At 73.1% G+C, this 25,399-nt stretch carries 18 protein-coding genes and 3 tRNA genes; 8 read left to right on the top strand and 13 right to left on the bottom strand.

Annotated elements, in window-relative coordinates:
- Position 1 precedes the first annotated feature (1 nt).
- From ACIQFZ_RS03865 to ACIQFZ_RS03850, 4 genes are all read right to left on the bottom strand, one after another.
- Positions 2 to 1,930, bottom strand: coding sequence for an ABC transporter ATP-binding protein (locus ACIQFZ_RS03865; RefSeq protein ID WP_383056932.1), 1,929 nt, complete (start codon positions 1,928 to 1,930; stop codon positions 2 to 4).
- On the bottom strand, positions 1,930 to 3,663 hold the full coding sequence (locus ACIQFZ_RS03860) for an ABC transporter ATP-binding protein (protein WP_365775379.1): 1,734 nt from the start codon (positions 3,661 to 3,663) through the stop codon (positions 1,930 to 1,932). Before ACIQFZ_RS03860 ends, ACIQFZ_RS03865 begins: the two co-directional genes overlap by 1 nt.
- A gap of 277 nt (positions 3,664 to 3,940) precedes the next feature.
- Positions 3,941 to 5,395: an FGGY family carbohydrate kinase gene (locus tag ACIQFZ_RS03855; RefSeq protein ID WP_383056931.1), complete on the bottom strand. Its 1,455-nt coding sequence runs from the start codon at positions 5,393 to 5,395 to the stop codon at positions 3,941 to 3,943.
- Between the two features lie 91 nt (positions 5,396 to 5,486).
- Positions 5,487 to 5,789, bottom strand: a complete 303-nt coding sequence (locus ACIQFZ_RS03850; protein WP_365425555.1) for a YtxH domain-containing protein — start codon at positions 5,787 to 5,789, stop codon at positions 5,487 to 5,489.
- 146 nt (positions 5,790 to 5,935) lie between these two features.
- Between ACIQFZ_RS03850 and ACIQFZ_RS03845 the strand changes: the two genes are divergently transcribed.
- The 3 genes from ACIQFZ_RS03845 to ACIQFZ_RS03835 all read left to right on the top strand — a co-directional run bounded on the left by ACIQFZ_RS03845 (position 5,936) and on the right by ACIQFZ_RS03835 (position 6,352).
- Positions 5,936 to 6,008: transfer RNA gene (locus ACIQFZ_RS03845), tRNA-Asn, on the top strand.
- A gap of 5 nt (positions 6,009 to 6,013) precedes the next feature.
- A tRNA-Asn gene (locus ACIQFZ_RS03840) sits at positions 6,014 to 6,086 on the top strand.
- 189 nt (positions 6,087 to 6,275) lie between these two features.
- Positions 6,276 to 6,352: transfer RNA gene (locus tag ACIQFZ_RS03835), tRNA-Ile, on the top strand.
- A gap of 160 nt (positions 6,353 to 6,512) precedes the next feature.
- Here the strand turns inward: ACIQFZ_RS03835 and ACIQFZ_RS03830 are convergent.
- Both ACIQFZ_RS03830 and ACIQFZ_RS03825 read right to left on the bottom strand, forming a co-directional pair.
- The gene (locus ACIQFZ_RS03830; RefSeq protein WP_172632976.1) at positions 6,513 to 6,674 is read right to left on the bottom strand and encodes a hypothetical protein; all 162 of its coding nucleotides are present in this window, start codon (positions 6,672 to 6,674) and stop codon (positions 6,513 to 6,515) included.
- A gap of 66 nt (positions 6,675 to 6,740) precedes the next feature.
- The gene (locus tag ACIQFZ_RS03825) at positions 6,741 to 7,496 is read right to left on the bottom strand and encodes an ANTAR domain-containing response regulator (protein WP_383056929.1); all 756 of its coding nucleotides are present in this window, start codon (positions 7,494 to 7,496) and stop codon (positions 6,741 to 6,743) included.
- 302 nt (positions 7,497 to 7,798) lie between these two features.
- Between ACIQFZ_RS03825 and ACIQFZ_RS03820 the strand changes: the two genes are divergently transcribed.
- Positions 7,799 to 8,734, top strand: coding sequence for an anti-sigma factor RsbA family regulatory protein (locus tag ACIQFZ_RS03820; RefSeq protein ID WP_402690536.1), 936 nt, complete (start codon positions 7,799 to 7,801; stop codon positions 8,732 to 8,734).
- A 39-nt stretch (positions 8,735 to 8,773) separates the two neighbouring features.
- Here ACIQFZ_RS03820 and ACIQFZ_RS03815 read toward each other — a convergent pair whose 3' ends face one another.
- A complete protein-coding gene (locus ACIQFZ_RS03815) occupies positions 8,774 to 9,814 on the bottom strand; it encodes a rod shape-determining protein (RefSeq protein ID WP_365424755.1) in 1,041 nt (346 codons plus the stop codon).
- A 321-nt stretch (positions 9,815 to 10,135) separates the two neighbouring features.
- Here ACIQFZ_RS03815 and ACIQFZ_RS03810 point away from each other — a divergent pair, with 321 nt between their 5' ends.
- Positions 10,136 to 13,795: a S8 family serine peptidase gene (locus ACIQFZ_RS03810; protein ID WP_402690535.1), complete on the top strand. Its 3,660-nt coding sequence runs from the start codon at positions 10,136 to 10,138 to the stop codon at positions 13,793 to 13,795.
- 209 nt (positions 13,796 to 14,004) lie between these two features.
- Complete coding sequence (locus ACIQFZ_RS03805; protein WP_402690534.1) at positions 14,005 to 14,874, top strand: RimK family alpha-L-glutamate ligase; 870 nt, start codon at positions 14,005 to 14,007, stop codon at positions 14,872 to 14,874.
- A gap of 30 nt (positions 14,875 to 14,904) precedes the next feature.
- On the opposite strand, the gene ACIQFZ_RS03800 is transcribed toward ACIQFZ_RS03805, so the two are convergent.
- Positions 14,905 to 15,510, bottom strand: a complete 606-nt coding sequence (locus ACIQFZ_RS03800; protein WP_365775384.1) for a hypothetical protein — start codon at positions 15,508 to 15,510, stop codon at positions 14,905 to 14,907.
- Positions 15,511 to 15,682: 172 nt separating this feature from the next.
- On the opposite strand from ACIQFZ_RS03800, the gene ACIQFZ_RS03795 reads away from it, so the two are divergent.
- Together ACIQFZ_RS03795 and ACIQFZ_RS03790 are read left to right on the top strand one after the other, a co-directional pair.
- Positions 15,683 to 16,456, top strand: coding sequence for an IclR family transcriptional regulator (locus tag ACIQFZ_RS03795; RefSeq protein ID WP_402690533.1), 774 nt, complete (start codon positions 15,683 to 15,685; stop codon positions 16,454 to 16,456).
- Positions 16,453 to 17,298: an SMP-30/gluconolactonase/LRE family protein gene (locus ACIQFZ_RS03790; protein ID WP_402690532.1), complete on the top strand. Its 846-nt coding sequence runs from the start codon at positions 16,453 to 16,455 to the stop codon at positions 17,296 to 17,298. The genes ACIQFZ_RS03795 and ACIQFZ_RS03790 overlap by 4 nt, the downstream gene beginning before the upstream one ends.
- A 32-nt stretch (positions 17,299 to 17,330) precedes the next feature.
- Here ACIQFZ_RS03790 and ACIQFZ_RS03785 read toward each other — a convergent pair whose 3' ends face one another.
- The 5 genes from ACIQFZ_RS03785 to ACIQFZ_RS03765 all read right to left on the bottom strand — a co-directional run bounded on the left by ACIQFZ_RS03785 (position 17,331) and on the right by ACIQFZ_RS03765 (position 24,925).
- Positions 17,331 to 18,728, bottom strand: a complete 1,398-nt coding sequence (locus ACIQFZ_RS03785) for an FAD-dependent monooxygenase (RefSeq protein WP_402690531.1) — start codon at positions 18,726 to 18,728, stop codon at positions 17,331 to 17,333.
- 26 nt (positions 18,729 to 18,754) lie between these two features.
- On the bottom strand, positions 18,755 to 19,930 hold the full coding sequence (locus ACIQFZ_RS03780; RefSeq protein WP_383056918.1) for an MAB_1171c family putative transporter: 1,176 nt from the start codon (positions 19,928 to 19,930) through the stop codon (positions 18,755 to 18,757).
- A gap of 166 nt (positions 19,931 to 20,096) precedes the next feature.
- Positions 20,097 to 21,254, bottom strand: a complete 1,158-nt coding sequence (locus ACIQFZ_RS03775; RefSeq protein WP_402690530.1) for an MAB_1171c family putative transporter — start codon at positions 21,252 to 21,254, stop codon at positions 20,097 to 20,099.
- Entirely contained in the window at positions 21,251 to 21,775 is a 525-nt protein-coding gene (locus ACIQFZ_RS03770) for a toxin (protein WP_402690615.1), read from the bottom strand. Before ACIQFZ_RS03770 ends, ACIQFZ_RS03775 begins: the two co-directional genes overlap by 4 nt.
- 183 nt (positions 21,776 to 21,958) lie before the next feature.
- Entirely contained in the window at positions 21,959 to 24,925 is a 2,967-nt protein-coding gene (locus ACIQFZ_RS03765; protein ID WP_402690529.1) for a beta-galactosidase, read from the bottom strand.
- Positions 24,926 to 25,399: the final 474 nt, after the last annotated feature.

Genomic DNA, 25,399 nt, shown 5'->3' with positions numbered 1-25,399 from the left:
GTCAGTCGACCTCGGCGACCGCCTGCGCGAACTGCGCCTTGTACAGGCGCGCGTACGCCCCGTCGGCCGCCAGCAGCTCGTCGTGGGCGCCCTGCTCCACGATGGAGCCGTTCTCCATGACGAGGATCGTGTCCGCGTCCCGGATCGTGGAGAGCCGGTGCGCGATGACGAACGACGTCCTGCCGTGCTGGAGTTTGGCCATCGCCTTCTGGATCAGCACCTCGGTACGGGTGTCGACCGAGCTGGTCGCCTCGTCCAGGACGAGGATCACCGGGTCGGACAGGAACGCCCGAGCGATGGTGATGAGCTGCTTCTCACCGGCACTCACCCCGGAGCCCTCGTCGTCGATCACGGTGTCGTAGCCGTCGGGCAGCGTACGGACGAACCGGTCGGCGTGCGCGGCCCGCGCCGCCTCCTCGATCTCGCCGCGGGTGACCTCGCGGGAGGCGCCGTAGGCGATGTTCTCCGCGATGGTGCCGCCGAACAGCCAGGTGTCCTGGAGCACCATGCCGATCCCGGACCGCAGTTCGTCACGCGACATCTTCCCGATGTCGATGCCGTCGAGCGTGATGCGCCCGCCGGTGACGTCGTAGAACCGCATGAGCAGGTTGACCAGCGTGGTCTTGCCCGCGCCGGTCGGACCGACGATCGCGACCGTGTGGCCCGGATCCACCGTCAGCGACAGGTCCTCGATGAGCGGCTTGTCCGGGTCGTAGCGGAACGACACGTGCTCCAGCGCGACCCGCCCGCGCAGCTCCTGGGGCCGCACGCCCGGCACCGGATCCGCCGTCTGCTCCTCGGCGTCCAGCAGTTCGAAGACGCGCTCGGCCGAGGCGACGCCGGACTGCACCAGGTTCGCCATCGACGCCACCTGGGTCAGCGGCATCGAGAACTGCCGCGAGTACTGGATGAAGGCCTGCACGTCACCGATGGACAGCGTGCCCGACGCGACCCGGAGACCGCCGACGACGGCCACCAGCACGTAGTTGATGTTCGAGACGAACATCATCAGCGGCTGCATGACGCCGCTGTTGAACTGCGCCTTGAAACCGGCCTCGTACAGCGCCTCGTTCTGCTCGGCGAACTGCTTCGCCGACTCCTCCTGGCGCCCGAACACCTTCACCAGGGTGTGCCCGGTGTACATCTCCTCGATGTGCGCGTTGAGCTGGCCCGTCGAGCGCCACTGCTGCACGAAGTGCGGCTGCGACCGCTTGCCCACGCGCGTGGCGACGACGAACGACAGCGGCACGGTCACCAGCGCGACCAGCGCCAGGATCCAGGAGACGTAGAACATCATGACGAGCACGCCGATGATGGTCAGCACCGAGTTGATCAGCTGGCCCATCGACTGGTTCAGCGTCTGCCCGATGTTGTCGATGTCGTTGGTGGCGCGGGACAGCACCTCGCCGCGCTGGCGCTTGTCGAAGTACGACAGCGGCAGCCGCGACAGCTTCGTCTGCACGTCCTCGCGCATCCGGAACATGGTCCGGTTCACCGACCGGTTCACCAGCCGGGTCGCCACCGCCATCAGCAGGCCGGCCACCAGGAACGTACCCAGCGCGAACAGCAGGACCTCGCCGACGGCACCGAAGTCGATGCCCTTGCCGGGGGTGAAGTCGGTGCTCTTCAGCATGTCGGCGATCGAGCCCTGGCCGCGCTCCCGCATGGAGGCGAGGACCTCGTCCTTGGTCGCCCCGGCCGGCATCTGCCGGCCGACGATCCCCGCGAAGACCAGGTCGGTGGCCTTGCCGAGGATCTTCGGCCCGATCACGCTGAGCGTGACGCTCACGACCACGCACAGCACCAGGGCGGCGAGCGTGATCCGTTCGGGTCTGAACTGGGTGATGAGCCGCTTGCTCGACGTCTTGAAGTCCATCGAGCGGTTGTCGGGCCCGCCCCCGGACATCATCCGCCCCATCGGCCCGGCCATCAGGCAGCCTCCGCTTCCGTCAGCTGGGAGAGCACGATCTCCCGGTAGGTCTCGTTGTCCGCCATCAGCTCGCGGTGGCGGCCGGTGCCGACGACCCGTCCCTCGTCCAGGACGACGATCCGGTCGGCGTCGCGGATGGTCGCCACGCGCTGGGCGACGATGACGACGGTCGCCTCGGAGGTCTCGCGCCCCAGCGCCGCCCGCAGGGCCGCGTCGGTGGCGTAGTCGAGGGCCGAGAAGGAGTCGTCGAAGAGGTAGATCTCCGGGCGCTGCACCAGGGTGCGGGCGATGGCCAGGCGCTGGCGCTGGCCGCCGGAGACGTTGGTGCCGCCCTGGGCGATCGGCGCGTCCAGGCCGTTCTCCAGCTTGCTGACGAAGTCCTTGGCCTGCGCCACCTCCAGCGCGTGCCACAGCTCCTCGTCGGTGGCGTCCGGATTGCCGTAGCGCAGGTTGGTCGCCACGGTGCCCGCGAACAGGTACGGCTTCTGCGGCACCAGGCCGACCGTCTTGGCGAGCAGCTCCGGTTCCACGGTGCGTACGTCCACGCCGTCGACGAGGACCTCCCCGTCGGTCGCGTCGAACAGCCGGGGCACCAGACCGAGCAGGGTGGACTTGCCGCTGCCGGTCGAGCCGATGACGGCGGTCACCTCGCCGGGGCGGGCGAGCAGGTCGATGGCCTTCAGGACGGGCTCCTCGGCGCCCGGGTAGCGGAAGCCGCCGCCGCGGATCTCCAGATGGCCGTGGCGGCGCAGCTCGGTCACGGGCGCGACGGGCGGCACGACGCTGGACTCGGTGTCCAGGACCTCCTGGATGCGCTCGGCGCACACCTCCGCGCGCGGCACCATCATGAACATGAAGGTGGCCATCATCACGGACATCACGATCTGCATCAGATAGGCGAGGAACGCGGTCAGGTCGCCGATCTGCATCCCGCCGCTGTCGATGCGGTGGGCGCCGAACCACACCACGGCGATGGACGACAGGTTCACCACCGTCATCACGATCGGGAACATCAGCGCGAGCAGCCGGCCGGTGGCCAGCGACATCTCCGTCAGGTCCCCGTTGGTTCTGCGGAAGCGGTCCTTCTCGTACTCGTCGCGGACGAAGGCGCGGATCACGCGGTTGCCGGTGATCTGCTCGCGCAGCACCCGGTTCACGGTGTCCAGGCGGGTCTGCATGGACCGGAACAGCGGACGCAGCCGGCGCACGATCAGGGTCACGCTGATGCCGAGCACGGGGACGACGGCGACCAGCACCGCGGACAGCGGCACGTCCAGGCCGAGGGCCAGGACGACACCGCCCACACACATGATGGGCGCCGACACCATCAGGGTGAACGTCATCAGGGCCAGCATCTGGACCTGCTGCACGTCGTTCGTCGTCCGGGTGATGAGGGAGGGCGCCCCGAAGCCGCCGACCTCGCGGGCCGAGAAGGACTGCACACGGTCGAACACGGCCGCCCGTACGTCCCGGCCGAGCGCCGATGCCGTGCGGGCGCCGTAGTAGACGGCACCGATGTTGCACACGACCTGCGCCAGTGAGATGCCGATCATCACGGCGCCGAACGTCAGGATGTAACCGGTGTCCCCCTTCACCACACCGTTGTCGATGATGTGGGCGTTCAGGGTGGGCAGGTAGAGCGTGGCGCAGGTCTGCAGGAACTGCAGCAACACCAGGAGGGCTATGGGTTTCTTGTAGGGCCTGAGATAGGTCCGCAGGAGTCGAATGAGCACGCTGGGTCTCTCGGAGTCGGCGGTGGGGGCAGTCGATGTCCCCTGGCACCTATCGTCGAACACTCCACCCGCGTTACCTCAACCGATTATCTCGACCGCGGGTCAACGACCGGGGCCGGGTCGTCCGTTGACCCCGAGTCGTCGGACCCATCGCACGAGTGAACCGTTATGCCCCAAACGCCCCCGTAAGGATGCACGTTGCGGACAATATGACCGCCCCTTATGTCTGATAAGCCGGAAAAGGCTTGTGCGGACAAAAAGGCTCGTGGGGCGGTCGTCACCCCTGGAAGGCCCCGGGGTGAACCTGCTCACGCACCGACACGTACTGCTGGCGCACCGCCTGGCCCACCGCCAGATCCTCGCCGGGCTCAAGGATCTGGGCCACCGCGCCCTGCCAGGCCGGCGGGGTGCGCGGGTCCAGGGTCCCCTGGGAGGCGCCGAGCGCCCAGGCGGCCTGCCGGGCGGCGCCGATCGCGGCGTAGTCGGCCGGCTGCGGTACGACGACCTGCGCGCCGAACACCGAGGGCGCCACGGCCTGTACGGCGGACAGCTCCGCGGCGGGGCCGAGCAGGAAGACGCGGCGCACCTCCACGCCCCGGCCGCGCAGCACGTCGAGCGCGTCCGCGAGCCCGCACAGCATGCCCTCGAACGCGGCCCGTGCCACATGCTCCGGCTTCATCGACTCGCGCCGGAGTCCGGCGAGCATCCCGGCGGTGTGCGGCAGGCTGGGCGTCCGCTCGCCCTCCAGATAGGGCAGCAGCACCAGTCCGTGCGAGCCCGGCGTCGACTTCATCGCCAGGTCCGACAGGCCCTCCAGGTCGGGCACGCCCAGCAGTTCGGCGGTGCCGCGCAGCGCCCGCACAGCGTTCAGCGTGGTCACGACCGGCAGGTGCATGCCGGTGGCGTCGGCGAGCGAGGTGATCATCCCGGTCTGGTCGACGAGCGCCTCGGGGTGAACGGCCATCACGGAACCGGAGGCGCCGAGGGAGACGACCGCGTCGCCCCGGCCCAGTCCCAGTCCGAAGGCGGCGGCCATGGTCTCCCCGGTCCCGGCCGAGATCAGCAGCCCCTCCGGGGTGGTGCCGGCCGCCTCGGCGGGGCCGATCACCTCGGGCAGCGCGGCCTGCCGGCCGAGCGCCAGCTCGACCAGGTCGGACCGGTAGGCGCCGGTGGCGGCGGACCAGTAGCCGGTGCCGGAGGCGCCGCCGCGGTCGGTGGTGCGGCGCATCGGCCGCCCGAGCAGTTGCCACACCAGCCAGTCGTGCGCCTGGAGCAGGAGCGCCGTGCGCCCGGCGGCCTCGGGCTCGTTCTTGGCGAACCAGCGCAGCTTGGTCACCGGCAGCGGGGCCTGCGGCACGCAGCCGACCGCCTGCGCCCAGGCCTCCCGGCCGCCGAGCGCGTCGATCAGGTCGGCCGCGGCGACCTGCGCCCGCCGGTCGCCGCCGACCAGCGCGGGCCGCACGGTGGCGCCCTGGGCGTCGATCGGGATCAGCGCGTTCTGCTGCGCGGAGACGCCGATCGCCTGCACGCCCTCCAGGAGTCCGCCGCCCGCGGCCTCCCCGAGCGACAGCAGCCAGGCCTGCGGATCGACGTCGGCGGAGCGCCCGCTGCCCTCCGGGGCCTCCACCGGATGTGGCGCATATCCCTGCCTGAGTACGGACCCCGTGTCCGCGTCACAAACGACGATACGAGTGAAATCGGGCGAACTGTCCAACCCGGCGACTATCCCCATGGCGAAAATTCTGCCGTACTGCCGCGCTTGCTCGGGCCGCGGTCGCCCCGGCGTCGCGGGGGGTGCGCGCGGTCTCGCCGGCGCGGGCCGCTCACGTGTTGCTGGTGCCCCAGTCGTCCTCGCCGCTGCCGTTGGTGTGGGCGCGCAGGGAGCGCACCCGCTGGGCGACCGATTCGGGAACGCGGTCGCCGACCTTCTCGCTGACCGTGTGGTAGGCCTTGCCCGCGAACTGCCGGCCCTGCTGCGCCGCGGTCTCGGCGGTGTTGCGCACGGCGGGGTTCTGGGCGATCTGACGGGCGGACTTCTTCAGCTGCTCGTAGCGCTCACGTCCGGCCCTCGTGCCCAGCACGTAACCCACGGCGATCCCTGCGATGAACGTGAGCCGGTAACGCATGGCGGCCACCCTTCCCTTGCCTCGAGGTCACAGCCGGGGAGAACCGATTGGCGGAGCACCCCCCTGCTTGCGCTAATGTATGTGTCGCAGCGAGCGCGCGCCCCCTGGCGGATACCCAGGGAGGTGCGTTCGATGCAACGAGGCATTCCTCCGTAGCTCAATTGGCAGAGCAGCCGGCTGTTAACCGGCAGGTTACTGGTTCGAGTCCAGTCGGGGGAGCTCGGTCCTCCGTAGCTCAATTGGCAGAGCAGCCGGCTGTTAACCGGCAGGTTACTGGTTCGAGTCCAGTCGGGGGAGCATGCTGAACGAGGACCCTTCGGGGTCCTTTTTCATGTCCGGTTTCATGTCCCCGGGGAACCGCCGCGGCCGCGGTGAAGTCCTCAAGGTCGTGAACAGCCGCGGAAGACGACCATCCGAAGCAGGAGATCGTATGAGCGGCTATGCTGCGGCAGACGGCGCGCACACTTGTACGCGACGCGCCGCAACGGGGCGGTAGCTCAGCCGGTTAGAGCAGCGGACTCATAATCCGTCGGCCGTGGGTTCGAGTCCCACCCGCCCCACCAGGCGCTACCCGCGCAGAATCGATGTGACCAGCGGTTTCGCGGGTCACTCCCAGCAAGTCTGTGGCCCCCGGAACTGGATCCGGGGGCCTTCGGCGCGTGTTGGCCCGTTTTGCACTCGGCCGGAGCAACGGCAGGCGCGGACGGGCTACTGACGGGCTGCTCAGGAACGGTCGTCGGCGGGGTCGGCGGTCTCCGGCAGATCGTCGCGGTCGCCCTCGGCCTGGGAAGGGGTCGGGTACGGCGTGTCCGGCGGTCCTGCGGCGCGCTGCGTGTCCTCGTCGTCGCGTTCGCCCTCGGCCTGGGATGGGGTGTGCTCTCTCATGGTGGTGACTCCTGCGGACGGGACTGGTCACTCGTCCGCATATCGGGTACCCCGGTAGCCGGGCCGTCACCGTGTCCGCGGTGCGTCCGTGCCGTCTCCGTGCCGGGGTGTGTCCGGGCCGGTGTGCCGCGCGAGCGCGGTGCGCAGCGCCGAGCGGATCTTCCGCGGCGGTGCGGGGCCGTCGTCGCGCGCGCCCGCGGTGATCGCGGCGGCCACCGCGTGCAGCTTGGTGTTGGAGCGCTGGGAGGCCTCCCGGAGGACGCCCCAGGCCTGTTCCGCGGTGCACGCGTGGGTGGCCATCAGGACGCCGCGGGCCTGGTCGATCACCGGGCGCGAGAAGATGGCCCGGCGGAGCTGTTCGACCTCTGCCTGAAGCTGGAGCAGCCGTTCCGTCCGCTCCAGGGCCACCGCGGAGGTGACCGGCGGCGCGGGCGGCTCCGGTCCCGCGGCGCCGGCCGACGGGTGCGGCGGGTCCGTGGTGTCCAGGCCGGTCAGCTCCAGGACGCGGCGCGGCCGGCCCGTCCAGCCGGTCGCGGTCACCCGGACCGGGGGACGCCGGCCGTGGTCGTCGAGGCTGTCCAGGAGTTCCAGTCCGGCGGTGTCCATGAACGTCACCCCGGACACGTCCAGATCGACCCGGCCGACGTCCGGCGGCAGCGCGGTCAACGCCTGGGCCAGGGCCTCCGCGCAGCCGTGCACCAGCTCCCCGCGCGCGGTGAGCGACGTCCGGTCGGCCACCGGGTCCGTGCGGACGCCGACGGTGAGCGTGCCGGCCGGGGCGCTCCGCCGTCGTGCGTGAGATCGTGATGCCACTGCGGCCATGTCCCCGCCCCGTCCGTCCTCGGCAGCCCTCGCGCGTCCTCGTGACGCTGCGTTTCCCGTCGCCCCGGCCGGCCCGTGCCCGACGCACGCCGCGGCGCTGCGGAGCCACGGAACCTCGGCGGTGCTGCCCTGCGCCTGCCCCCTCCCCGGACGACTACACGCGCCCGGGAACGGGCCTTGTCGGGGATGCAGTGGGTACGCGTAAGACACAGGTGCCGGATGGGCGGAGGACAGGGGGCGTCGCGTCCGGGGGCAACGGAGATGTTCTGGCCCGAGCTGCCGGGGATGGAGGTGTCGACGGCATGACCGCGACTGCGGCGGAACCCTTCGTCCACCCCGCCCTGTTCTACCGGGACGAGCGGGAGTACCTCGCGGGCACCGTGCCCTTCGTGCGCGAAGGACTGGAGTCGGGCGAACCGGTCGCGGTGGCCGTCCCCGGCGACAACCTCCGGCTGATCGAGACCGGTCTGGGCGCCGACGCCGGGTCCGTACGGCTGCTCGACATGCGCGAGGTCGGGCGCAACCCGGGCCGGATCATCCCCGCGGTACTGCGCGCCTTCGCCGACGCCCAGCCGCCCGGTCGCCGGGTGCGGATCATCGGCGAGCCGGTCTGGGTCGGCCGTACGCCCGTCGAATACCCGGCCTGCGCCCAGCACGAGGCACTGATCAACGCGGCCTTCCAGGGCCGCGAGGTCACCATCCTGTGCCCGTACGACGCTGCCCGCCTCGGCGGACGGGCCCTCGCCGACGCGCGCGCCACCCACCCCGTGGTCATCCCCGCGGGTGCCGCCGGGCAGCGGGAGAGCGCCGCCTACGCCCCCGAGCAGGTCGTCGCCCGGTACAACGAGCCGCTGCCGCCGGTGCCGGACGCGCTGTCGTTCTCCTTCACGGAGCAGACGCTGTCGCAGGCCCGGCACGTCGCCGTCGCCGAGGGCGCGCGGCTCGGGCCCGCGGCCGCCCGACTGGAGGACCTGGGCCTGTCCGTGGCCGAGCTGACCACCAACAGCGTGGTGCACGGCGGCGGTTCGGGTGAGCTGCGGGTGTGGGCGCAGGACGGGTGCGTGCTGTGCGAGGTGCGGGACAAGGGCCGCCTGGTCGATCCGCTGGCCGGCCGCCGGCCCGTCCCCCGCGAGCAGCGCGGCGGCCGCGGTCTGCTGCTGGTCAACCTCGTCGCCGACCTGGTCCGCGTGCACTCGGGCGCGGAGGGCACCACCGTCCGCTGCTGGTTCGCCGACTGACCGCCACCGGGGCCCCGGCGCCCCGACCGGTCAACGCGCCTACGCGCCCAGCGGGTTCAGCACCAGCGGCTCGATCTCGCCCTCCAGCATCGCGCCCAGCCCCTGGATCGCGCACACGTCGGGGCGTTCGGCGATGTGCACCGGCATGCCGGTCGCGTCGCGCAGCATCTGGTCCAGGCCCGGCAGCAGCGCGGAACCGCCGACCATCATGATCCCGCGGTCGGCGAGGTCGGCCACCAGATCGGGCGGGCACACGCGCAGCACCTTGTAGATGCCGTCGAGCACGGCGGTCAGCGGCCTCTGGATGGCGTCCCGTACGGCGGCGGTGTCGATCCGCACGGACCGGGCCAGTCCGGTGGCCACGTCCCGCCCGTGGACCTCGGTGGACGCCGGGCCGGAGGGGGTGAGCCCGTTCCCGGACAGGGCGATCTGGAGCGGCCGCAGGGACTGGCTGGGCAGCGTCAACGCGTGGGCGAGGCGCAGGTGTTGCACGATGGCATGGTCGACGGCCTCCCCGCCGACGGGAATGCGTTCGGCGGCGACGATCGAGCCGAGCGAGAGGACGGCCACCTGGGTGGCCGCGGCCCCGCACATCATGATCATGGTGGCCTCGGCCCGCTCCACGGGCAGCCCGGAGCCGACGGCGGCGGCGATCAGCGTGTCGACGAGTTCCACGCGGCGCGCGCCGAGCCCGACGAGCGTCTCGATCGTGGCCCGTTGGGCGAGCGGATCGGCGTCGTGCGGGGTGCAGGCGGCGGCCCGCAGCCGGGCCGCCTTGCGGCGCAGGGCGCGGCGCATCCCGTCGCCGAGCAGGTGCCGCAGCATGCGCTGCGCCATCTCGATGTCGACGACCGTGCCGCCGGAGACCGGGCGGACGACCCGGATGTAGGCGGGGGTGCGGCCCGTCATCCTCTCCGCGAACTCGCCGACCGCGATCAGGGCTCCGTTACGGATGTTCACGGCCGCGACCGAGGGCTGGTCGACGACGAGCCCGGGGCCCTTGACATAGACACGGGTCCGCGCCGCTCCCAGGTCGACGGCGAAGTGGCAGCGGCGCAACTGCTCCAGACTGGCGGACATGACGGAGCCTCCTGAGAGCACGGACCGTGGCGGCCACCGGGCGGCGGCCTCCCTGGCATCGTGCGGGCGCGGCGGAGCGGGCGCCTGTTCAAGGGGGCCGGGCGGGGTGCCGCTGGACGGGTGGATTCCGGCGCTCTACGCGTAAGGAGTGAGCGTCAAGGACACATGGGCGGCTCTCCCTACGCCGACGGTCGGGGCCTGTCCCACTGGCGGGAACCCGCCAGGCGCCGATTTGCTTTCCCCTTCCAACTCCCCTGCCACACAAGGGTTCTGCCACTCTTCGCAGCACCGAGGACGTGTGGCGTGGAGAGGAGAGGCAGGATGCGCGCAGGACCCCCCGGACGGAGAGCGGCCCTTGTGTCGGCCGGGCTCGTGGTCGCCCTGCTGCCGGCCGGACCGGCGGCGGCGCGGCAGTCCGCGGGGCCGCCCGATCTCCCGGCGCCCGCCCCGGGCGGCGCCCGCGCCGTCACCCTCGTCACCGGCGACAAGGTCACCGTCACCGACCTCGGCGGCGGGAAGAGGACCGTCACGGTGCGCCGGCCCCAGGGCGCCACGGGTGCCGTGCGCACCCAGACGGCGGGTGGCGTCCTGAGCGTCGTACCGGACGAGGCCCTGCCGTATCTGCGGGCGGGCCGGCTGGACCGGCGGCTGTTCGACGTGGACACGCTGTTACGGCAGGGGCTCGCGGACGCCCGCACCGGCGAGCTGCCGCTGATCGTGACCTACGGCAAGGGAGTTCGGGCGGCGACCCCGCGCGGGACGGCGCGGACCCGGAGTCTCGCCAGTGTGCGCGGGGCCGCCGTGGAGGCCGCCAAGGGGCGGGTGTTCTGGCGGGAGTTCACCGGGCACGGCACCCCGTCCGGCGGCATCGACAAAGTGTGGCTCGACGGGCGGGTCACCGCCGACATGGCCGAGAGCAACGCGCAGATCGGCACCCGCGAGGCCTGGGCGTCCGGTCTGACCGGCAAGGGCGTCACCGTCGCCGTCCTCGACACCGGCGTCGACACCTCCCACCCCGACCTCGCCGGACGGGTCGCCGCCACCAGGAACTTCGTGGACGGCGAGGACGCCGCCGACCGCAACGGCCACGGCACCCATGTGACCTCCACCGTCGGCGGCAGCGGCGCGGCCTCCGGCGGCGAGGAGAAGGGGGTCGCCCCGGACGCCACCCTCGCCGTCGGCAAGGTGCTCGGCGACCAGGGGTCGGGCAGCGAGTCGCAGATCATCGCCGGGATGGAGTGGGCCGCCCGGGACGTGCGCGCGCGGATCGTCTCCATGAGCCTCGGCTCCAGCGAGCCCAGCGACGGCACCGATCCCATGGCGCGGGCCCTCGACACCCTCTCCCGGGAGACCGGCGCCCTCTTCGTGGTCGCCGCGGGCAACACCGGCGCCCCCTCCTCCATCGACTCGCCCGGCGCCGCCGACGCCGCCCTCACCGTCGGCGCTGTCGACCCCTCCGACCGGGCCGCCTACTTCACCAGCGCCGGGCCCCGCACGGGCGACAACGCCCTCAAACCCGACCTCGCGGCGCCCGGCGTCGACATCCTCGCCGCCCGCTCCCGACTCGCCCCCGGCAGCGGCGCCTACACCACCATGAGCGGCACCTCCATGGCGACGCCCCATGTCGCCGGTGCCGCCGCGCTGCTCGCCCAGCAGCACCCCGACTGGAGCGGCGAGCGGATCAAGGACGCGCTGATGTCGACGTCGAGGCAACTCGACGCGTCCGCCTACCTGCTGGGGGCGGGCCGGGTGAGCGTCCCGGACGCCGTGCACGCGCGGATCACCGCCACCGGAAGCGCCGACCTCGGGTTCCACCGCTGGCCCCACGACACGGACGAGCCGGTGACCAGGACCCTCACCTACGCCAACTCCTCAGACACCGAAATCGAGTTGAGCCTCGCCGTCCAGGGCGCCCCGGACGGCGTCGCCACCCTCGCCGACTCCGCGCTCACCGTGCCCGCCCACGGCACCGCCACCACCACCGTGACGGGAGACGCGGCCAAGGCGCCGGTGGGCAGGACCAGCGGGCGGATCGTGGCCTCCGCATCCGGCACCCCGGTCGCGCACACCGTGTTCGGGCTGGTCAAGGAGGACGAGCGGTACACGCTCACCGTGCGCGTCAAGGACCGCGACGGCGCTCCCGTGCCCGCCGACCTCACCGTGCAGCGGCTCGCCGCGGGCGCCGATCAATACCCCGCGCACGTCGGCGACTCGGGCACCCTGCGCCTGCGCCTCGAGCCGGGCACGTACAGCCTGACCTCCTTCCTCGACGTACGCGGCGGTCACGGCGCCGACTCCCTCGGCCTGGGTTTCCTCGCGGCGCCCGAGATCACGCTGGACCGGGACCGCGAGGTCACCCTGGACGGGCGCCGGCTGCGGGAGATCAGGGCCGAGACCGGACGGCGCACGGAGACCCGGCAACTGCTCATGGAGTACGACCGGACGGCGGACGGCTCCGACCTGTTCGGCGCCGTCCAGGTGCCCGTGGCGTACGACAGCGTCTTCGCCGCGCCGACCGAGCCGGTCACACGGGGCACCTTCGAGTACCGGACCGTGTGGCGGCTCGGCAAGCCGCCGCTGGAGGTCGAGGGCATCGCCGAGGCGCTCGTCCAGTCCGGCGGCACGCTGATCGAGGGCCGCAGCAGGCTGCCGCTCGTCGACGTCGGCGACGGGGACTTCACCGGCAGGGACGTACGCGGCAAGGCGGTCCTGGCCCGGCTCACCGACTCCGCCGAACCGGCCGCGCTGGCCCGGGCCGCCCAGGACGCGGGCGTGAAGGCCCTGTTCGTGACGGACGACCTGCCCGGCCGGCTGAGCGCCTGGTGGGGCACCGACGACAACACCGACCGCCCCCTCCAGATCGCCACGGTCGACGCCGCCGACGCGGCACGGCTGCGGACGGCGGGTCGCGTCGACATGACGGGGACGCGGAACACCCCGTACGTGTACGACCTTTCGCAGGGGCATCGCGGAGCGATCCCCGACACGGAACTGACGTACTCGCCCAGGCCTCGCCAACTGGCCGCAATCCGGACCAGGTTCCACGCCGCGCGGCCGACGAGCGGTGGCGAGTTCCGGTACGCGCTCACCGACACCTTCCCCGTCGGCATCGGCTTCCAGGAGCGGATCGACCTCCCGGCCGAGCGCACCGACTACGTCTCCACCGGGCCTGGCGAGCACTGGCAGGAGTCGGTGACGGTCGGCGACGGCACGCTGGAGCAGCGCGGCGGCCAGGTCCGCTACGAGGGTGGAACGCACCCCGTGCTCGACTGGTTCAAGCCGGTCTGGCACCCCTGGCTCGGTACCGGACTCGACTGGGGACAGCAACGGGCGGGCGGCCTACTCCAGTTCAACGTGCCCGGCTGGGGCGACTCCGGGCCCGACCACACCGGCTTCGGGGACGTGTGGAGCGCGGACAGCGGCATGTCCCAGACGACGGCGGTCTACCTGGACGGGCAGTTGGCCGACCGGCGCACGGGCGCGGCCGGGTACGTGGCGGACGCGGCCCCGGACGAGCACACGTACCGGCTTGTCACGGACACGGCGCTGGACGCCGGCAGGTGGCGGCTCGCCACGCGGGGGCACGCCGAGTGGACGTTCCGCTCGTCGGCCACCCCCGAGGACCACTGGACCACCCTGCCCCTGATCAACCTCGCCTTCGACATCGGCACCGACCTCGCGGGCGACCTGCGCGGCGGCGGCCGGGTGCCGGTCGGCGTCCGCGCGCGGTACGTGGCGGGCGCCACCGGCACCGGCACCGTCGACGACGCCGGCCTCGAGGTGTCCTACGACGAGGGCGCGACTTGGCGGCCGGTCCCGCTCACCGGCGGGCACGCCTCCTGGCGCGGAACCCTGTCGGTGCCGCGCGGAGCCGCCTCCGTCTCGCTGCGGGCCACCGCGGGCGACGACCGGGGCGGTTCGGTACGGCAGGAGGTCGTCCGGGCGGTGGGGGTCGGGCAGGAGGACCGTCCCCCGTCCTGATTGGACACGTAAGGGACTCCTTGCGACTCTGCGACTCTCGTACGGATCGACTGGCCGGCGCCGGTGACCCCGTTCCTGCACCAGGGGCGACCGTACGCGCCGACGCGGGAGGTTGTTAGCCTGCGGGCCCGTCACTGTTCGAAGCCTCGTACCAGGATCTGCGCGGATCTGCGCGGATCCACGAGGAACTACGCGGATGGAGCCCCGCCGTGCCCCGCATCGCGCTCGTCACCTGCCGGCCCGCGCCCGGTATCAGCGACGACCCGGACCTTCCGGTGCTGGTGGAGGCGCTGGAGGAGGCCGGGGCCGAGGCGCGGGTCGTGGCGTGGGACGACCCCGGGGCCGACTGGGGCGGGTTCGATCTCGCCGTGATCCGGTCGACCTGGGACTACAGCTGGCGGGTGGGGGAGTTCACGGAGTGGGCCGAGCGGTGCGCGAAGGCGACGCGGCTGGCCAATCCCGTCGAGGTCGTGCGGTGGAACGTCGACAAGCGGTACCTCGGGCAGCTCGGGACGGCCGGCGTGCCCGTCGTGCCGACCCGGTACCTGGCCCCCGGGGACCCAGCCGATCTGCCCGACGACCACGAGTACGTGATCAAACCGGCGTCCGGGGCCGGAGCGCGGTTCGCCGCCCGGTACACGCCCGACGAGCGTGACACCGCCGTACGGCAGCTCGCGCGGATGCACGGCGAAGGGCTCACGGCCATGGTCCAGCCGTACATGCGGCGCATCGACGCGGGCGGGGAGCGGACGCTCCAGTTCTTCGGCGGACGCCTGCTGCACGCCGGCCGCAAGAGCGCCGTCCTCGCCCCCGGCGTCGCCTACGACGAGCGCAAGGCGGCCCACCCGGGCATCGCGCCCTGGACCCCGACTCCGGCCGAACTCTCCGTCGCCGAGCGCGCGTTGGCCGCCGTGCCCGGCGCTCCCGAGCTGCTCTGCGCCCGGGTCGACCTGGTGGATGGGGAGGACGGCGAACCCCGTCTCATGGAGCTGGAGCTGGTGGAGCCGAACCTGTTCCTGTGGCTGCATCCGGAGTCGGTGGCACCGGTGACAGAGGCGATCCTGGCCGCGGCGGGCTGAGCCGCTGCCGGGCGGCTGGCCCCCGAGGGGTCACCCGCCGATCCGCGTCCGTTGCAGCAGGCCCCAGGTGAACTCGGCCACGACCTCCCGGCGGACACCCTGACCGTCCGGGGCCTGGAAGGACAGGCCCCAGCGGGTCGGGGCGGTGCCCTCCAGGGGGCGGGCCGGGGCGAAGGCGCGGGCGGCCTCGTCGACCGTGCAGGACCAGGGGGTCAGGTCGGCCGCGGTCCGCAGGTCGGGTCCCTCGGCCCCCGGGGCGCGCACCAGCCACTCGTTCCAGACCCGGCCGTCCGGGGCGGCCAGCACCTCCAGGCGCAGATCGGGCCAGAGCGGGACGGGCCAGCTGCGGGCCTCGCAGTCCAGGTCGCCGATACGGCGGGCGGTCGTCGACTCGGGCTCGCCGAGGATCGAGCGGTACCGGGACGCCGCCGAGCGGGACCGTGGTGAGCGGACCATCGCCTGCCAGCGCTTGTTGGCCTCGCGCATCTGCGCGCGGGAGGCGCCCAGCGTGCGGCAGGCGTCCTCCACCAGGTCCGGGTTGTGGTCGGCCATGCGGCGCAGCAGCACCAACTGGAAGTCCAGCGGGGTGAAGGGGCCGGCGGGGCGCTTTCCGGAGGGCGTGGTCATGGGATCCATCGTCGCCCACCCCGTTCCGCCCGGCCTTTTCCCGCCCAATTGCCCACGCGCCCACCCATTGCCCGCGCAATCCGCGGTGACTAGCCTGTGTTCGTCATTCCGACCGCCTTTTGATATGTCGAACACAGACTTGGATCACTCGGATCACTTGGATCAAGAGAGGGGGCCGGTCGTGGGACGCCTCGTACCTGCCGTGACCCGGGCTCTGGACATCCTCGAGCTCTTCCTCGACGGGGACGGGACGCTCTCCGCCCCCGACATAGTGCGCAGGCTGCGACTGCCGCGCACCACGGTGCACGAGCTGGTCACCACGCTCGCCGCCCGCCAGTACATCGTCCCCGTGACCGGGCAGCCCGGACGCTACCGGCTGGGCGTACGCCCCTACCAGCTCGGCAGCCGCTACGCCGAGCAGCTGGACCTCGCCGCCGAGGGCCAGCAGGTCGCCCGTTCGGTCGCGGAGACCTGCGACGAGACCGTGCACGTGGCGATTCTGGAGGACACCGACGTCATCTACATCGCCAAGGTGGACTCCACGCACGCGGTGCGCATGGTCTCCGCCGCCGGCCGCCGCCTCCCGGCGCACTGCACCTCGGTCGGCAAGATGCTGCTCGCCTCCCTGCCCGAGGAGGAGCTGGGCGCGCGCGTCCCGGACGACGCCGAACTGACCGCGATGACGCCGAACAGCATCACCGACCCGGCCGCGCTGCGCGAGGCCCTGGGCGAGATCCGGCGGCGGGGCATGGCGGTGGAGAGTCGCGAGTCCAACCCGGACGTCAGTTGTGTGGCCGCGCCGGTCCGCGACCGCACCGGGCAGGTGGTCGCGGCCCTGTCCATCTCGGTGCCCATGATCCGCTGGAGCCAGGAGCGGCGGGCGGAGCTGGAGCAGCTCGCCGCGAAGGGCGCCGCCGAGCTGTCGGAGCGGCTCGGCCACCGGGGCGCGGCATGACGGGGTACGAGGTCGCCGTCCACGCGCGGGCGGAACTGGGCGAGGGCCCGACCTGGGACCCGGAGGCCGGGCGGCTGATCTGGGTCGACATCCTCTCCTCCCGGGTGCACGGCTACGACCCCTCCTCGGGCCGGCGCACGGTCCGTACGACCGGGCAGCACGTGGGCGCGGCGAAGCCCCGCGCGGGCGGTGGGCTCGTCCTCAACCTCCGGGACGGGGTGGGCCTGGCGGACCCCGACGGCGCCTTCCGCTGGCTGCACCACGACCCGGTTCCCGGCCGGCGCGGCAACGACGCCGCCGTGGCACCCGACGGCTCCCTGTGGGCCGGCACCATGCGCTACGACGAGGCCCCGGGCGGCGGCACCCTGTCCCGCCTCACCGGCGACGGCACGGCCGAGGTGGTGCTGCCCGCCGTGGCGGTGAGCAACGGCACCGGCTGGAGCCCCGACGGCCGCCTGATGTACTACGTCGACTCACCGACCCGCCGCGTCGACGTCTTCGACTTCGACGGCCAGCGGATCACGGGCAGGCGGCCGTTGGCCCAGGTGGAGGAGGGCGCCGGCTTCCCGGACGGCCTCACCGTCGACGCCGACGGCTGTGTCTGGGTGGCCCTGTGGGACGGCGCCGCGATCCGCCGGTACACCCCTGCCGGCACCCTGGACCGCGTACTCGCCCTCCCCGTCTCCCGCCCGACGGCCTGCGCCTTCGCCGGCCCCGGCCTGACCGACCTCTACGTCACCACGGCCCGCACGGGCCTGGCCGCCCCCCACCCGCTGGCGGGCTCACTCCTCGTCGTCCCCGACGCGGGCCAGGGCCTGGTCCAACCCGCCTTCGCGGGCTGATCCCGTCGGCCCGCTTCGGCGGTCGGGCCTGGTCAGGTGTTCGTCCGGTCCAGTCCCTCCAGGATCTTGCGCTCGGCCGGGGTCAGCGGGGGACCCGCCAGCGGGGGGAGCAGAGGGCCGTTCAGGACGTCGAGGAGGGTGTCAGGGCGGAGGAGGCGCTGCGGCCCGGTGCGGAGGCTGGTGACCTCCCAGAGGGCGGCCGCGGCCCGGTAGGAGCCGGTGGCCGCCCGTGTCAGACGGCGGCTGTAGGAGGTGACCAGGCGGTCGGCGGCTCCGGGCGAGGCGCCGCGGCTGTTCGGGTACCAGACGTCCTGGCCGACCGCGGCCGCCCAGGCCGCGTCGACCGATTGGGCGGCGCCGCGCTGCACACGGCGGGCGAGGCCGGGCGCGTCCGGGCCGGAGCGGCGCAGTTCGTCGCGCAGCAGCCGGGCACCGAGCGCGGCCACCGACATGCCCTGTCCGTACGCCGGGTTGTAGGTGGCCACCGCGTCGCCCAGCGCCACGAAGCCCTCCGGCCACCGCGGCAGTTTCTCCAGGTAGCGGCGCGCGTTGCTGGTGCTGCGGCTGATGTGCACGTCGGTGAGGGGTTCGGCGCCGGAGACGAGCCGGCCGACGATGGGGGACGGCAGATCGAGGGCGTACCGCAGGAACCCGTCGGGGTCCGCCGGCGGCTCACCGCCCCGCGTGCCGGCGAGGCTGACCATCCAGCGGTCGCCCTCGATCGGCAGCACCATGCCGCTGCGGCCCGGCCGGCCCGCGTACGGGTTCGCCTGCACCATCGTCAGCGGGAACTGCTCGGCCCCGGCGGGCGTGCGGTACACGCGTGTGGCGTTGACCAGCCCGGCGTCCACGCCGCGCTCCCGCACCCCGGAGATCCCGAGCTCCCGGAGCCAGGTCACCACCCGTGAACCGCGCCCGCTCGCGTCGACCACGAAGTCCGCGGCCAGCACCTCCTCGGCGGCGGGGGTGGCGACGCGGACACCGCGCACGCGCCCCGCGTCGCCCGCCAGGCCGACCGCCTGCGCCTTGCGGATCACCGTCCCGGTGTGGGCGAGGACGGTGGAGCGGACCGTGAAGTCCAGCAGGGCGCGGGTGCAGCTGAGCATCCGCGGTCCGTCGTGCCGCCAGCGCCGCAGCCAGCCTTCGGGGGTCAGGGCCACCATGCCGTGGCCCAGTGGTATCTCCCGGGCGCCCGCGGCCAGCAGCCGCTCCCGGATGCTCCCGCCCGGTATCAGCTCCTCCATGGCGGCCAGGCCACCGGCCATGAGCAGATGGGCGTGGCGCCCCTGCGGCAGCCCCCGGCGGTGCTCCGGCCCCTCGGGCAGGTCGTCGCGGTCCACTACGACCACGTCGTCCACGACGCCGGACAGCACCGCCGCGGCCAGCATGCCGGCCAGTCCGGCACCGATGACGACAGCTCTACGGGGCATGGGGCTCCTCGGAGTCGGCCATGGCCTCAGCCATGGGAGGTCCTCACCGTTCCTGCTCGTACGGTGGTTTCGGCGGGTGTGGGGACCAGCGCCTGCGCCAGTTCCACGAGACCGCTGGTTCCGGACACCTCCGTGGCGTGGAGGCGGTATCCGCTCGGCGCCGCGAGCGGCTCCTCGCGGGCGGCGGCGCGGCGCGCGGCGTCGGCGAGCATCGCCGCCTCCGCCGCGATCCGCGCCTCGTGGGCACCGTGGCCCGCGCGCCGGGCGGCGGCCAGGGCCCGCTCGCGGACCTCGTCGTCGAAGTACGGGGCGAGCCCCAGCAGCGCGTCGTGGATGGACACCTCCCGCCACTGGAGGCGCGCGAGCGGCAGTTGCCACCACGGGCTCGGCGGCTTGGGCGCGGTGGACACGAACCGCACCCGCGACCACAGCGGGCCCAGCCGCCGGTGGTCGCGCAGGCCGCGCGCCTGGGCGAGGACCGCCGGGAGCAGCCTGGGCAGCACGAAGCCGGCCGAGCACAGCAGCGCGCCGAGCGAGGCCATCGGCGGGGCGACCTTCGTGGACAGCACGTCCAGGTCGTGGCCCGTCCAACGTGCCGCGATGGCCGTGTACTTGGTCAGCTGGAAGCCCACCACGTCCAGTGCCGAGCCGGCCAGGATCAGCCGCAGCCCGGCCCGCAGCAGCCCGGTGACCTCGCGGCTCCACTTGACGCACATCGCGCACGCCGCGAGTGTCGCGGCGCTGTGCCCGAGCAGGTAGAGCAGGATCATCTCGCGCAGGTACGGCGTGTTGGCGTAGTAGGTGTCCAGGTCGGTCAGCCGCTCGGTGCGGGCGTCGCCCAGCATGAACAGCACGACGATGACGACGATCAGCGGAGCGTAGGCGGCGATGCTCCGCAGCACCGTGCGCCGCACCCGCTCGCGCGGGCCGCCCCGCCAGTTGATCAGCAGGATGAGCAGCGAGCAGCTGTACGCGGAGAGCATCCCGTAGGTCAGCGGGGCACCGAAGTTGGGGATGCCCGTGAGGTCGTTGACGGTGGCCAGCGTCAGCGGCGCCGAGCAGACGAACACCAGGGAGCCGAGGACGATCGCCGCACACGTGGACATGGTCAGCGGATTCCGCACCGCGGTACGCGGCCGCCGCAGCAACACGGTCGCGGACAGCCCGAAGATCCCGGCCGCCAGATAAACGACAAGACTCATGACGACCACCTCCCCACACGCCCGACCGGTCCGAGGTCCCTTCCACCCGAAACACCCTCGATCGCATCGGCCTCACGGACGACCGCCCGGGGCAATGTCGTCGTGTGGGCCGCGGATTCCGCTGTGGGGCTTTCGCGTTGCGGTCGTCGGGCCGCGTGGGAGTCGGTCATGGTGTGGTCGTGGGGGTCGTGACGCGGGTGGCCGTTGCGGGGGTGGGGGTGGCCAGGGCGTCCGCGACGCGGACCAGGGCGGCCGGGCCCGGTACGCGGACGGTCAGCCGGTCCGCCTCGCCGGGCAGCGGCTCGCCGGGCTCGCGCACGGCGGCGGCGATGACCGCCGCCCAGGCGGCGGCCTCGGCGCGCTCGGTGTCACCGGTGGCCTCCAGCACCGCCTCGTGGGTGCGCTCGTACAGGGACCGGTCGAAGGACGCGTCCAGATAGCTGAGCGCGTTGTGGATGCTGGTCTGACGCCACATCAGCCGGGTGGTGGGCGTGGCCCAGCGCGGCCGCGGCAGCCGCAGGCAGCGGCGGGTGAGCAGGTCGTCCAGCTCGCGCTCCAGCGGTTCCAGCCGCGCGTACGCCAGCCGGGACCGCCGCCACTCGGTGAGGCGGGGCCCGGCCAGCGGCACCAGGATGCCCGCCGACGTCAGCAGGGCGCCCAACCCGGCGGCGGCCGGCGAGACGTTCGTGCCGAGCGCCGACCAGTCCCGCCCGCACCAGCGGGCGACCACGGCCACGAGCTTGGTCACGCTGTACCCGCCGGCGCACAGCGACCCCACCCCCAGGACCACCAGCCCCGCACGCAGCCAGCCGGCCACCTCGCGCGCCCAGCGCAGCGCGGACACCGTGGTGACGCTGACGGCGTAGAGATGCCCCACCAGGTACAGCACGATCATCTCGGCCACGAACGGCGTCGTCGCGTAGTAGGTGTCCAGGTCGGTACGGCGCTCCACCGGCGCCTCGCCGAGCGCGAACGTGGTGGCGATGCCGACGAGCACCAGCGTGTAGGCCACGATCCAGCGCCGGGCCACCCGGTGCACGTGCTCGCCGCCCCGCCAGTAGACGACGAGGACCTGGGAGGCCGCGCTGTACGCGGTGATCGACGCGTACGTGAGCGGCGCGGCGAGGTTCGGCACACCGCTGAGCCGGTTGATCGCGCCTACCGTCGGCGGGGCCCCGAGGAGGAAGCAGAAGCCGCCCAGACCCAGCACCGCGCAGATCGCGCGGAGATAGGGATCGCTGCGGTGGCGGGCCAGATCGGGGGCCTTCACGGCCAGACCCAGCCACAGCACACCGCAGCTGGCGTAGTTGATCAGGCCGCTCATGTTCCCCGGTTCCCCCGGTAGTTGAGCGCCGCCCCGATACGTCCGGCGAGGCCCTGGCCGTGGTTGGCGCCGTCGCCGAACGCCGGGTCCGCCGGCGTCTCCAGCCAGGTCCGCAGCCGGCGGCCCATCAGCATGCCGAACTGGTCGGCCTCCTGCTCGTCGGCGAGGCTGAAGTCGGTGCGCGCCGCGACCGGCCGGGGCGGGCCCGCGGCGGGTGCGGCGTCCGCGTCGGCCTCCCGCCGGCTCATGTGCCACACCTCGTGGCAGAAGATCACGATCTGGTGCCACACGGCGGCCCGCTGGTCGACGACGACCACGTCCTGGGTCTCGCCCTCCAGCCACAGCCCGCTGGCGGTGTGCGGCGGGAACACCTCCCGCCGGACGACGACCCGGCGGCCCCGCCAGGCGCTGACGGAGTCGACGAGCGCGGTTAACAGCACCTCCGGGTCGGCGGGTACCGGCACCTGGATGGGGTCGATGAGCGCGTCGGCGAGGCGCCGCATCTCCCGTTTCCTACGCACCATGTTCCCCCGTGCATCTCCCAGGCCTGCCCCCATCATCCCCGCGCCGTCCGCGGTGGCGGAAGGACTTCAGAGAGGGCCGTCCGAGCCTACGCGGCGGGAGTTGCCCGCGTCATGCGATCCGGCGACCGTTGTGCGACCGTGAACGACCGCCGTTTTTCGGCTGGTTGCGCGGTTGCCATGTCACCGCCCCGGCGACGGCAGCGGTGTCACCGGCACCCCGCCGGCCGCCGCGCCCAGCAGCGTCAGCCGCACCTGCCCCGGACCCGACAGCGTGGTGAACTCCGACAGCACCGCCAGGGCCAGGGTGTTGGTGCCCCGGGTGCGCAGGATCCCGTTCGGCAGGACGAACGTGTGCTGCGGACCGACATCGTTGATGTACTGGCCCATGTTCCAGCCGTTGAGGAAGATCTGCGCGCGGTAGGAGCGGCTCCGGTCGTCGTCCAGGGTGAGCCCGATCGAGGCGTCGACGCCCTGCTCCACGGCCAGCCGGAACGTGGTCCGGTACCAGGTCACCCCCTGCCGCCGCGCCGCGCGCGGGAACGTCACCGGCTCCCAGTGGCGGTCCGGGAAGCCCGGCAGGTGCCAGCCCTCCCGCTCCCCGTACAGCCCGCCGTTGTTCAGCGGCCCGCGCACCGGGTCGGGCGCGGTCTCGCCCTGGATCCGCCACCGCACCTTCGGCGCGGCCCCGGTGAAGGTGACCGCCGTCAGGCCGCGCGCCGCCTTGTGCGTGTCGCGCGCCGCGCCGTCCTGGTCGTGCTGCATCCGCCGCACCAGGACCGACAGCACGCGCCGGCCGGGCCCGCGCTGCGGGCCGTGCACCGGGAAGACCGCCGTGTCCGACCAACTTCCCTGCCGGATGGTGCTGTTGTCGAGCACCGGCATCCGGTGGGTGCCCAGCGGCTCACCGTCCATCCAGGCCATCAGCAGTCCCTGCGTGCCGGTGCTGTAGGAGAGGGAGACCGACTCGAGGCTCGTGGAGTCCGTGAACGTGCCGCGGTACCAGACGTCCCCGTAGTGGAAGCCGTAGTCGTCGGCGAACAGCACCGGCTGCCCCTTCGGCACGGGGGTCGTGCTGTGCGAGGACGTCCGGTCCGCGGCCTTCCACGCCGAGTCGTCGAAGCCCGGCCCGGACTCGGGGTTCTCGGTGCGCGTCCGCCAGCCGCCGAGCGCGGGCAGCGTCACCTCGGGCACGCCCGGCAGCGGCGCGCCGGCCCGCAGGCTCCCCGAGCCGGTGGCCGACACCGGCACCGCGCGGCCGTTCCACGTCACACCGTCGATGCCGCGCGGCCCCCACATCTCCAGCCCGGTCTCCTCGACGGTGTCGCCGGTGAGGTGCACCGTGGAGCCGCGCACGGTGGCGGTGCGCAGCAGCGCGGGGCCGTGCACCAGCAGGGAGCCCGACGGGGTGTCGTACGGCCACAGGCGCATCGAGGTCGCCTCGTCGGCGAAGAGCAGCAGCAGCGGGCGGTCGTTCTCGTCGCCCTCCACCCGGACCCCGATCAGCCCGCCGGCGCCGAGCGGGACGGTCAGGCGCAGCAGGCCCCGGTCGTAGGCGTAGGCGGCCTCCTGGCTCATCCGGGTGACCAGCGGCTCCTCGGCGGCCTCCAGCACCACGCGGGCCAAGTCGCCCTGCCGCCCGCAGAACACGGCGACGTCCTGCCGTCCCGCGGTGAGGAACAGCATCGGCTGCGCGGTGGAGTACCGCACCTTGCGCCGTCCCAGGGACAGCCCGGTGACCATCAGCCTGGCGTCCCGGGCCGGCACGGTCACCGGCAGGTCGGCGCCGGCCGCGCGCAGCGTCGAGGAGACCTCCTGGTCGCCGTCGTTGCGCAGGACGTAGACGTGGGCGCCGGTGTCCGGGTTCTTCAGGTGGTACGTCCTCAGCCCGCGCACCTTCACATCGGCCGCACGGTCCAGCCTGGCGAAGTCCGGGATGCGCTGGAGCATGTGCCCGATCTGGTGCATCGGCGCCAGTTTGTCGGTGGGCCGGCGGCCCTCGTCGAGGGCCGCACCGTAGTCGTACGACGTGTAGACGACCGGCGCGGGCAGCCAGCCCCAGGAGGTGCCGCCGAAGGCCATGTACACGTTGTGCATGGTGATGCCGTTGGCGAGGTGGGTCAGATAGAAACGCCGCTCGAACGCCGCGTCCCGGGTGCGCCGCGACTCCGCGTACCCCTTGCCCTTGGACCAGGCACCGCCCCACGGATCGAACCAGCCGCCGCCGGACTCCGGCATGAAGCCGGGCGTACGGGGGCTGGCGCTCGCCCCGCCGGTCTTCCCGCCGCTCCCGAAGTACCCCCAGTCGGGCGGGGTCTGGGACGGCGAGGGGTACCCGTCGAACCCGTACAGCCACCCCCGCTTCTCGCCGCCGGTGTCGAACGAGCCGGGGATCCAGTGGCCGTTCCTGCCCTTGTCGTTGTGGAAGAGGGGGACGTCGATTCCGTCGGCGCGCACCTTCTTGTACAGGTGGGCCATGTAGGCGCGCCCGGTCGGCTCGCCCACGTGGGCGTCGTACTCGTTCTCGATCTGGTAGAGCAGAACCGTGCCGGTGCCCCGGGTGAACAGGTGCCGGGCGGCGATGGCGTCGACGTGGCTCAGCCACTCGTCGACGTGCTTCAGGTACGTGGGATCGGCGGTCCGCGCGGTGCCCTCGGTGGTGGTCAGCCAGCCGGGGAAGCCGCCCCCGTCGACCTCGCCGTTGATGTAGGGGCCGGGGCGCAGGATGACGTAGAGGCCGGTCTCGGCGGCCATGCGCAGGAACAGGTCCAGATCCCGCACCCCGGTGAAGTCGTACTTTCCGGGGGCGGGGGAGTGGTAGTTCCAGGCCACGTAGACGCTGACGGCGTTGTAGCCGTACGCGCGCATCTTCTGGAGAACGTCACGCCACAGGGCGGGGCTCGGCAGCCGGAAGGGGTGCATCTCGCCCGACCACAGCACCAGCCGCCGGCCGTCGACCAACAGCGAGTAGCGGTCGAAGCCGACGCTGTGCCGCCGTCCATCGGCGCTCGGCGGGGGCGGCGGCGGGCCCGTGGGCACGGAGCGGGCGGCGTAGGCCGACGGCGCCCCCGGTCCGCCGCTGCCGCCCAGGGCCAGTCCGAGCGCGGCGGCGCCCGCGAGGGCGCTGAATGAACGTCTGCTGAGCGCCAAGGGTGTGCCTCCGGGGCGATCTTACGGGGCGCGGGTGCCGCCATTCTGCACGGAGGCGGGCCCGCGCCCCGCACGCACACGGAACTCGGCGCGCTCGCACGACGCCGTACGAGCGCCGCCGGAGCCCTGCGGAGGAGGCGCCCCGGCCTCGCCGCCACCCCGCTTGTCCCATGCCCGCCGCGCCCGGCCGAGGGGGCAGGCATGCCACGGACCTGGGCGGCGGTGAGGCCGCGGCGGGCGGGGACACCTGGCGGGGCGGGCCCGGGGGCGGGCGCCGGTACGGGGGCGGGCGCCGGTGCCGGTGCGGGGGCCTGCTCTGCCGCTAGGTCCTGTCGTCACATTCCCGTCGTCGCCCGAAGGGCGGCTCCGCGGCGTCTGGTGCGTGCTCTCGGCGTGCCGGGCGGAAGTCCTCGTACTGGACGTACTTGGGCTTTCGCCCGGTGTGGCGAGAGTGCGTGCCAGGCGTCGCGGGGC

Origin of the sequence: Streptomyces sp. NPDC093064 (genome assembly GCF_044754605.1) — a bacterium.
Lineage (GTDB): Bacteria > Actinomycetota > Actinomycetes > Streptomycetales > Streptomycetaceae > Streptomyces.
The sequence above is the reverse complement of the archived record's forward strand: the minus strand, read 5'-3'. Positions and strand labels throughout refer to the sequence as shown.

What these genes read in the sequence shown, in the direction of transcription:
- ACIQFZ_RS03825 (WP_383056929.1), bottom strand. Translation starts at nt 7,496, where the DNA reads ATGGCCGCAGTGGCATCACGATCTCACGCACGACGGCGGAGCGCCCCG.
- ACIQFZ_RS03850 (WP_365425555.1), bottom strand. Translation starts at nt 5,789, where the DNA reads ATGCGTTACCGGCTCACGTTCATCGCAGGGATCGCCGTGGGTTACGTG.
- ACIQFZ_RS03790 (WP_402690532.1), top strand. Translation starts at nt 16,453, where the DNA reads ATGACGGGGTACGAGGTCGCCGTCCACGCGCGGGCGGAACTGGGCGAG.
- ACIQFZ_RS03780 (WP_383056918.1), bottom strand. Translation starts at nt 19,930, where the DNA reads ATGAGTCTTGTCGTTTATCTGGCGGCCGGGATCTTCGGGCTGTCCGCG.
- ACIQFZ_RS03830 (WP_172632976.1), bottom strand. Translation starts at nt 6,674, where the DNA reads ATGAGAGAGCACACCCCATCCCAGGCCGAGGGCGAACGCGACGACGAG.
- ACIQFZ_RS03810 (WP_402690535.1), top strand. Translation starts at nt 10,136, where the DNA reads ATGCGCGCAGGACCCCCCGGACGGAGAGCGGCCCTTGTGTCGGCCGGG.
- ACIQFZ_RS03820 (WP_402690536.1), top strand. Translation starts at nt 7,799, where the DNA reads ATGACCGCGACTGCGGCGGAACCCTTCGTCCACCCCGCCCTGTTCTAC.
- ACIQFZ_RS03785 (WP_402690531.1), bottom strand. Translation starts at nt 18,728, where the DNA reads ATGCCCCGTAGAGCTGTCGTCATCGGTGCCGGACTGGCCGGCATGCTG.
- ACIQFZ_RS03855 (WP_383056931.1), bottom strand. Translation starts at nt 5,395, where the DNA reads ATGGGGATAGTCGCCGGGTTGGACAGTTCGCCCGATTTCACTCGTATC.
- ACIQFZ_RS03775 (WP_402690530.1), bottom strand. Translation starts at nt 21,254, where the DNA reads ATGAGCGGCCTGATCAACTACGCCAGCTGCGGTGTGCTGTGGCTGGGT.
- ACIQFZ_RS03865 (WP_383056932.1), bottom strand. Translation starts at nt 1,930, where the DNA reads ATGGCCGGGCCGATGGGGCGGATGATGTCCGGGGGCGGGCCCGACAAC.
- ACIQFZ_RS03800 (WP_365775384.1), bottom strand. Translation starts at nt 15,510, where the DNA reads ATGGATCCCATGACCACGCCCTCCGGAAAGCGCCCCGCCGGCCCCTTC.
- ACIQFZ_RS03815 (WP_365424755.1), bottom strand. Translation starts at nt 9,814, where the DNA reads ATGTCCGCCAGTCTGGAGCAGTTGCGCCGCTGCCACTTCGCCGTCGAC.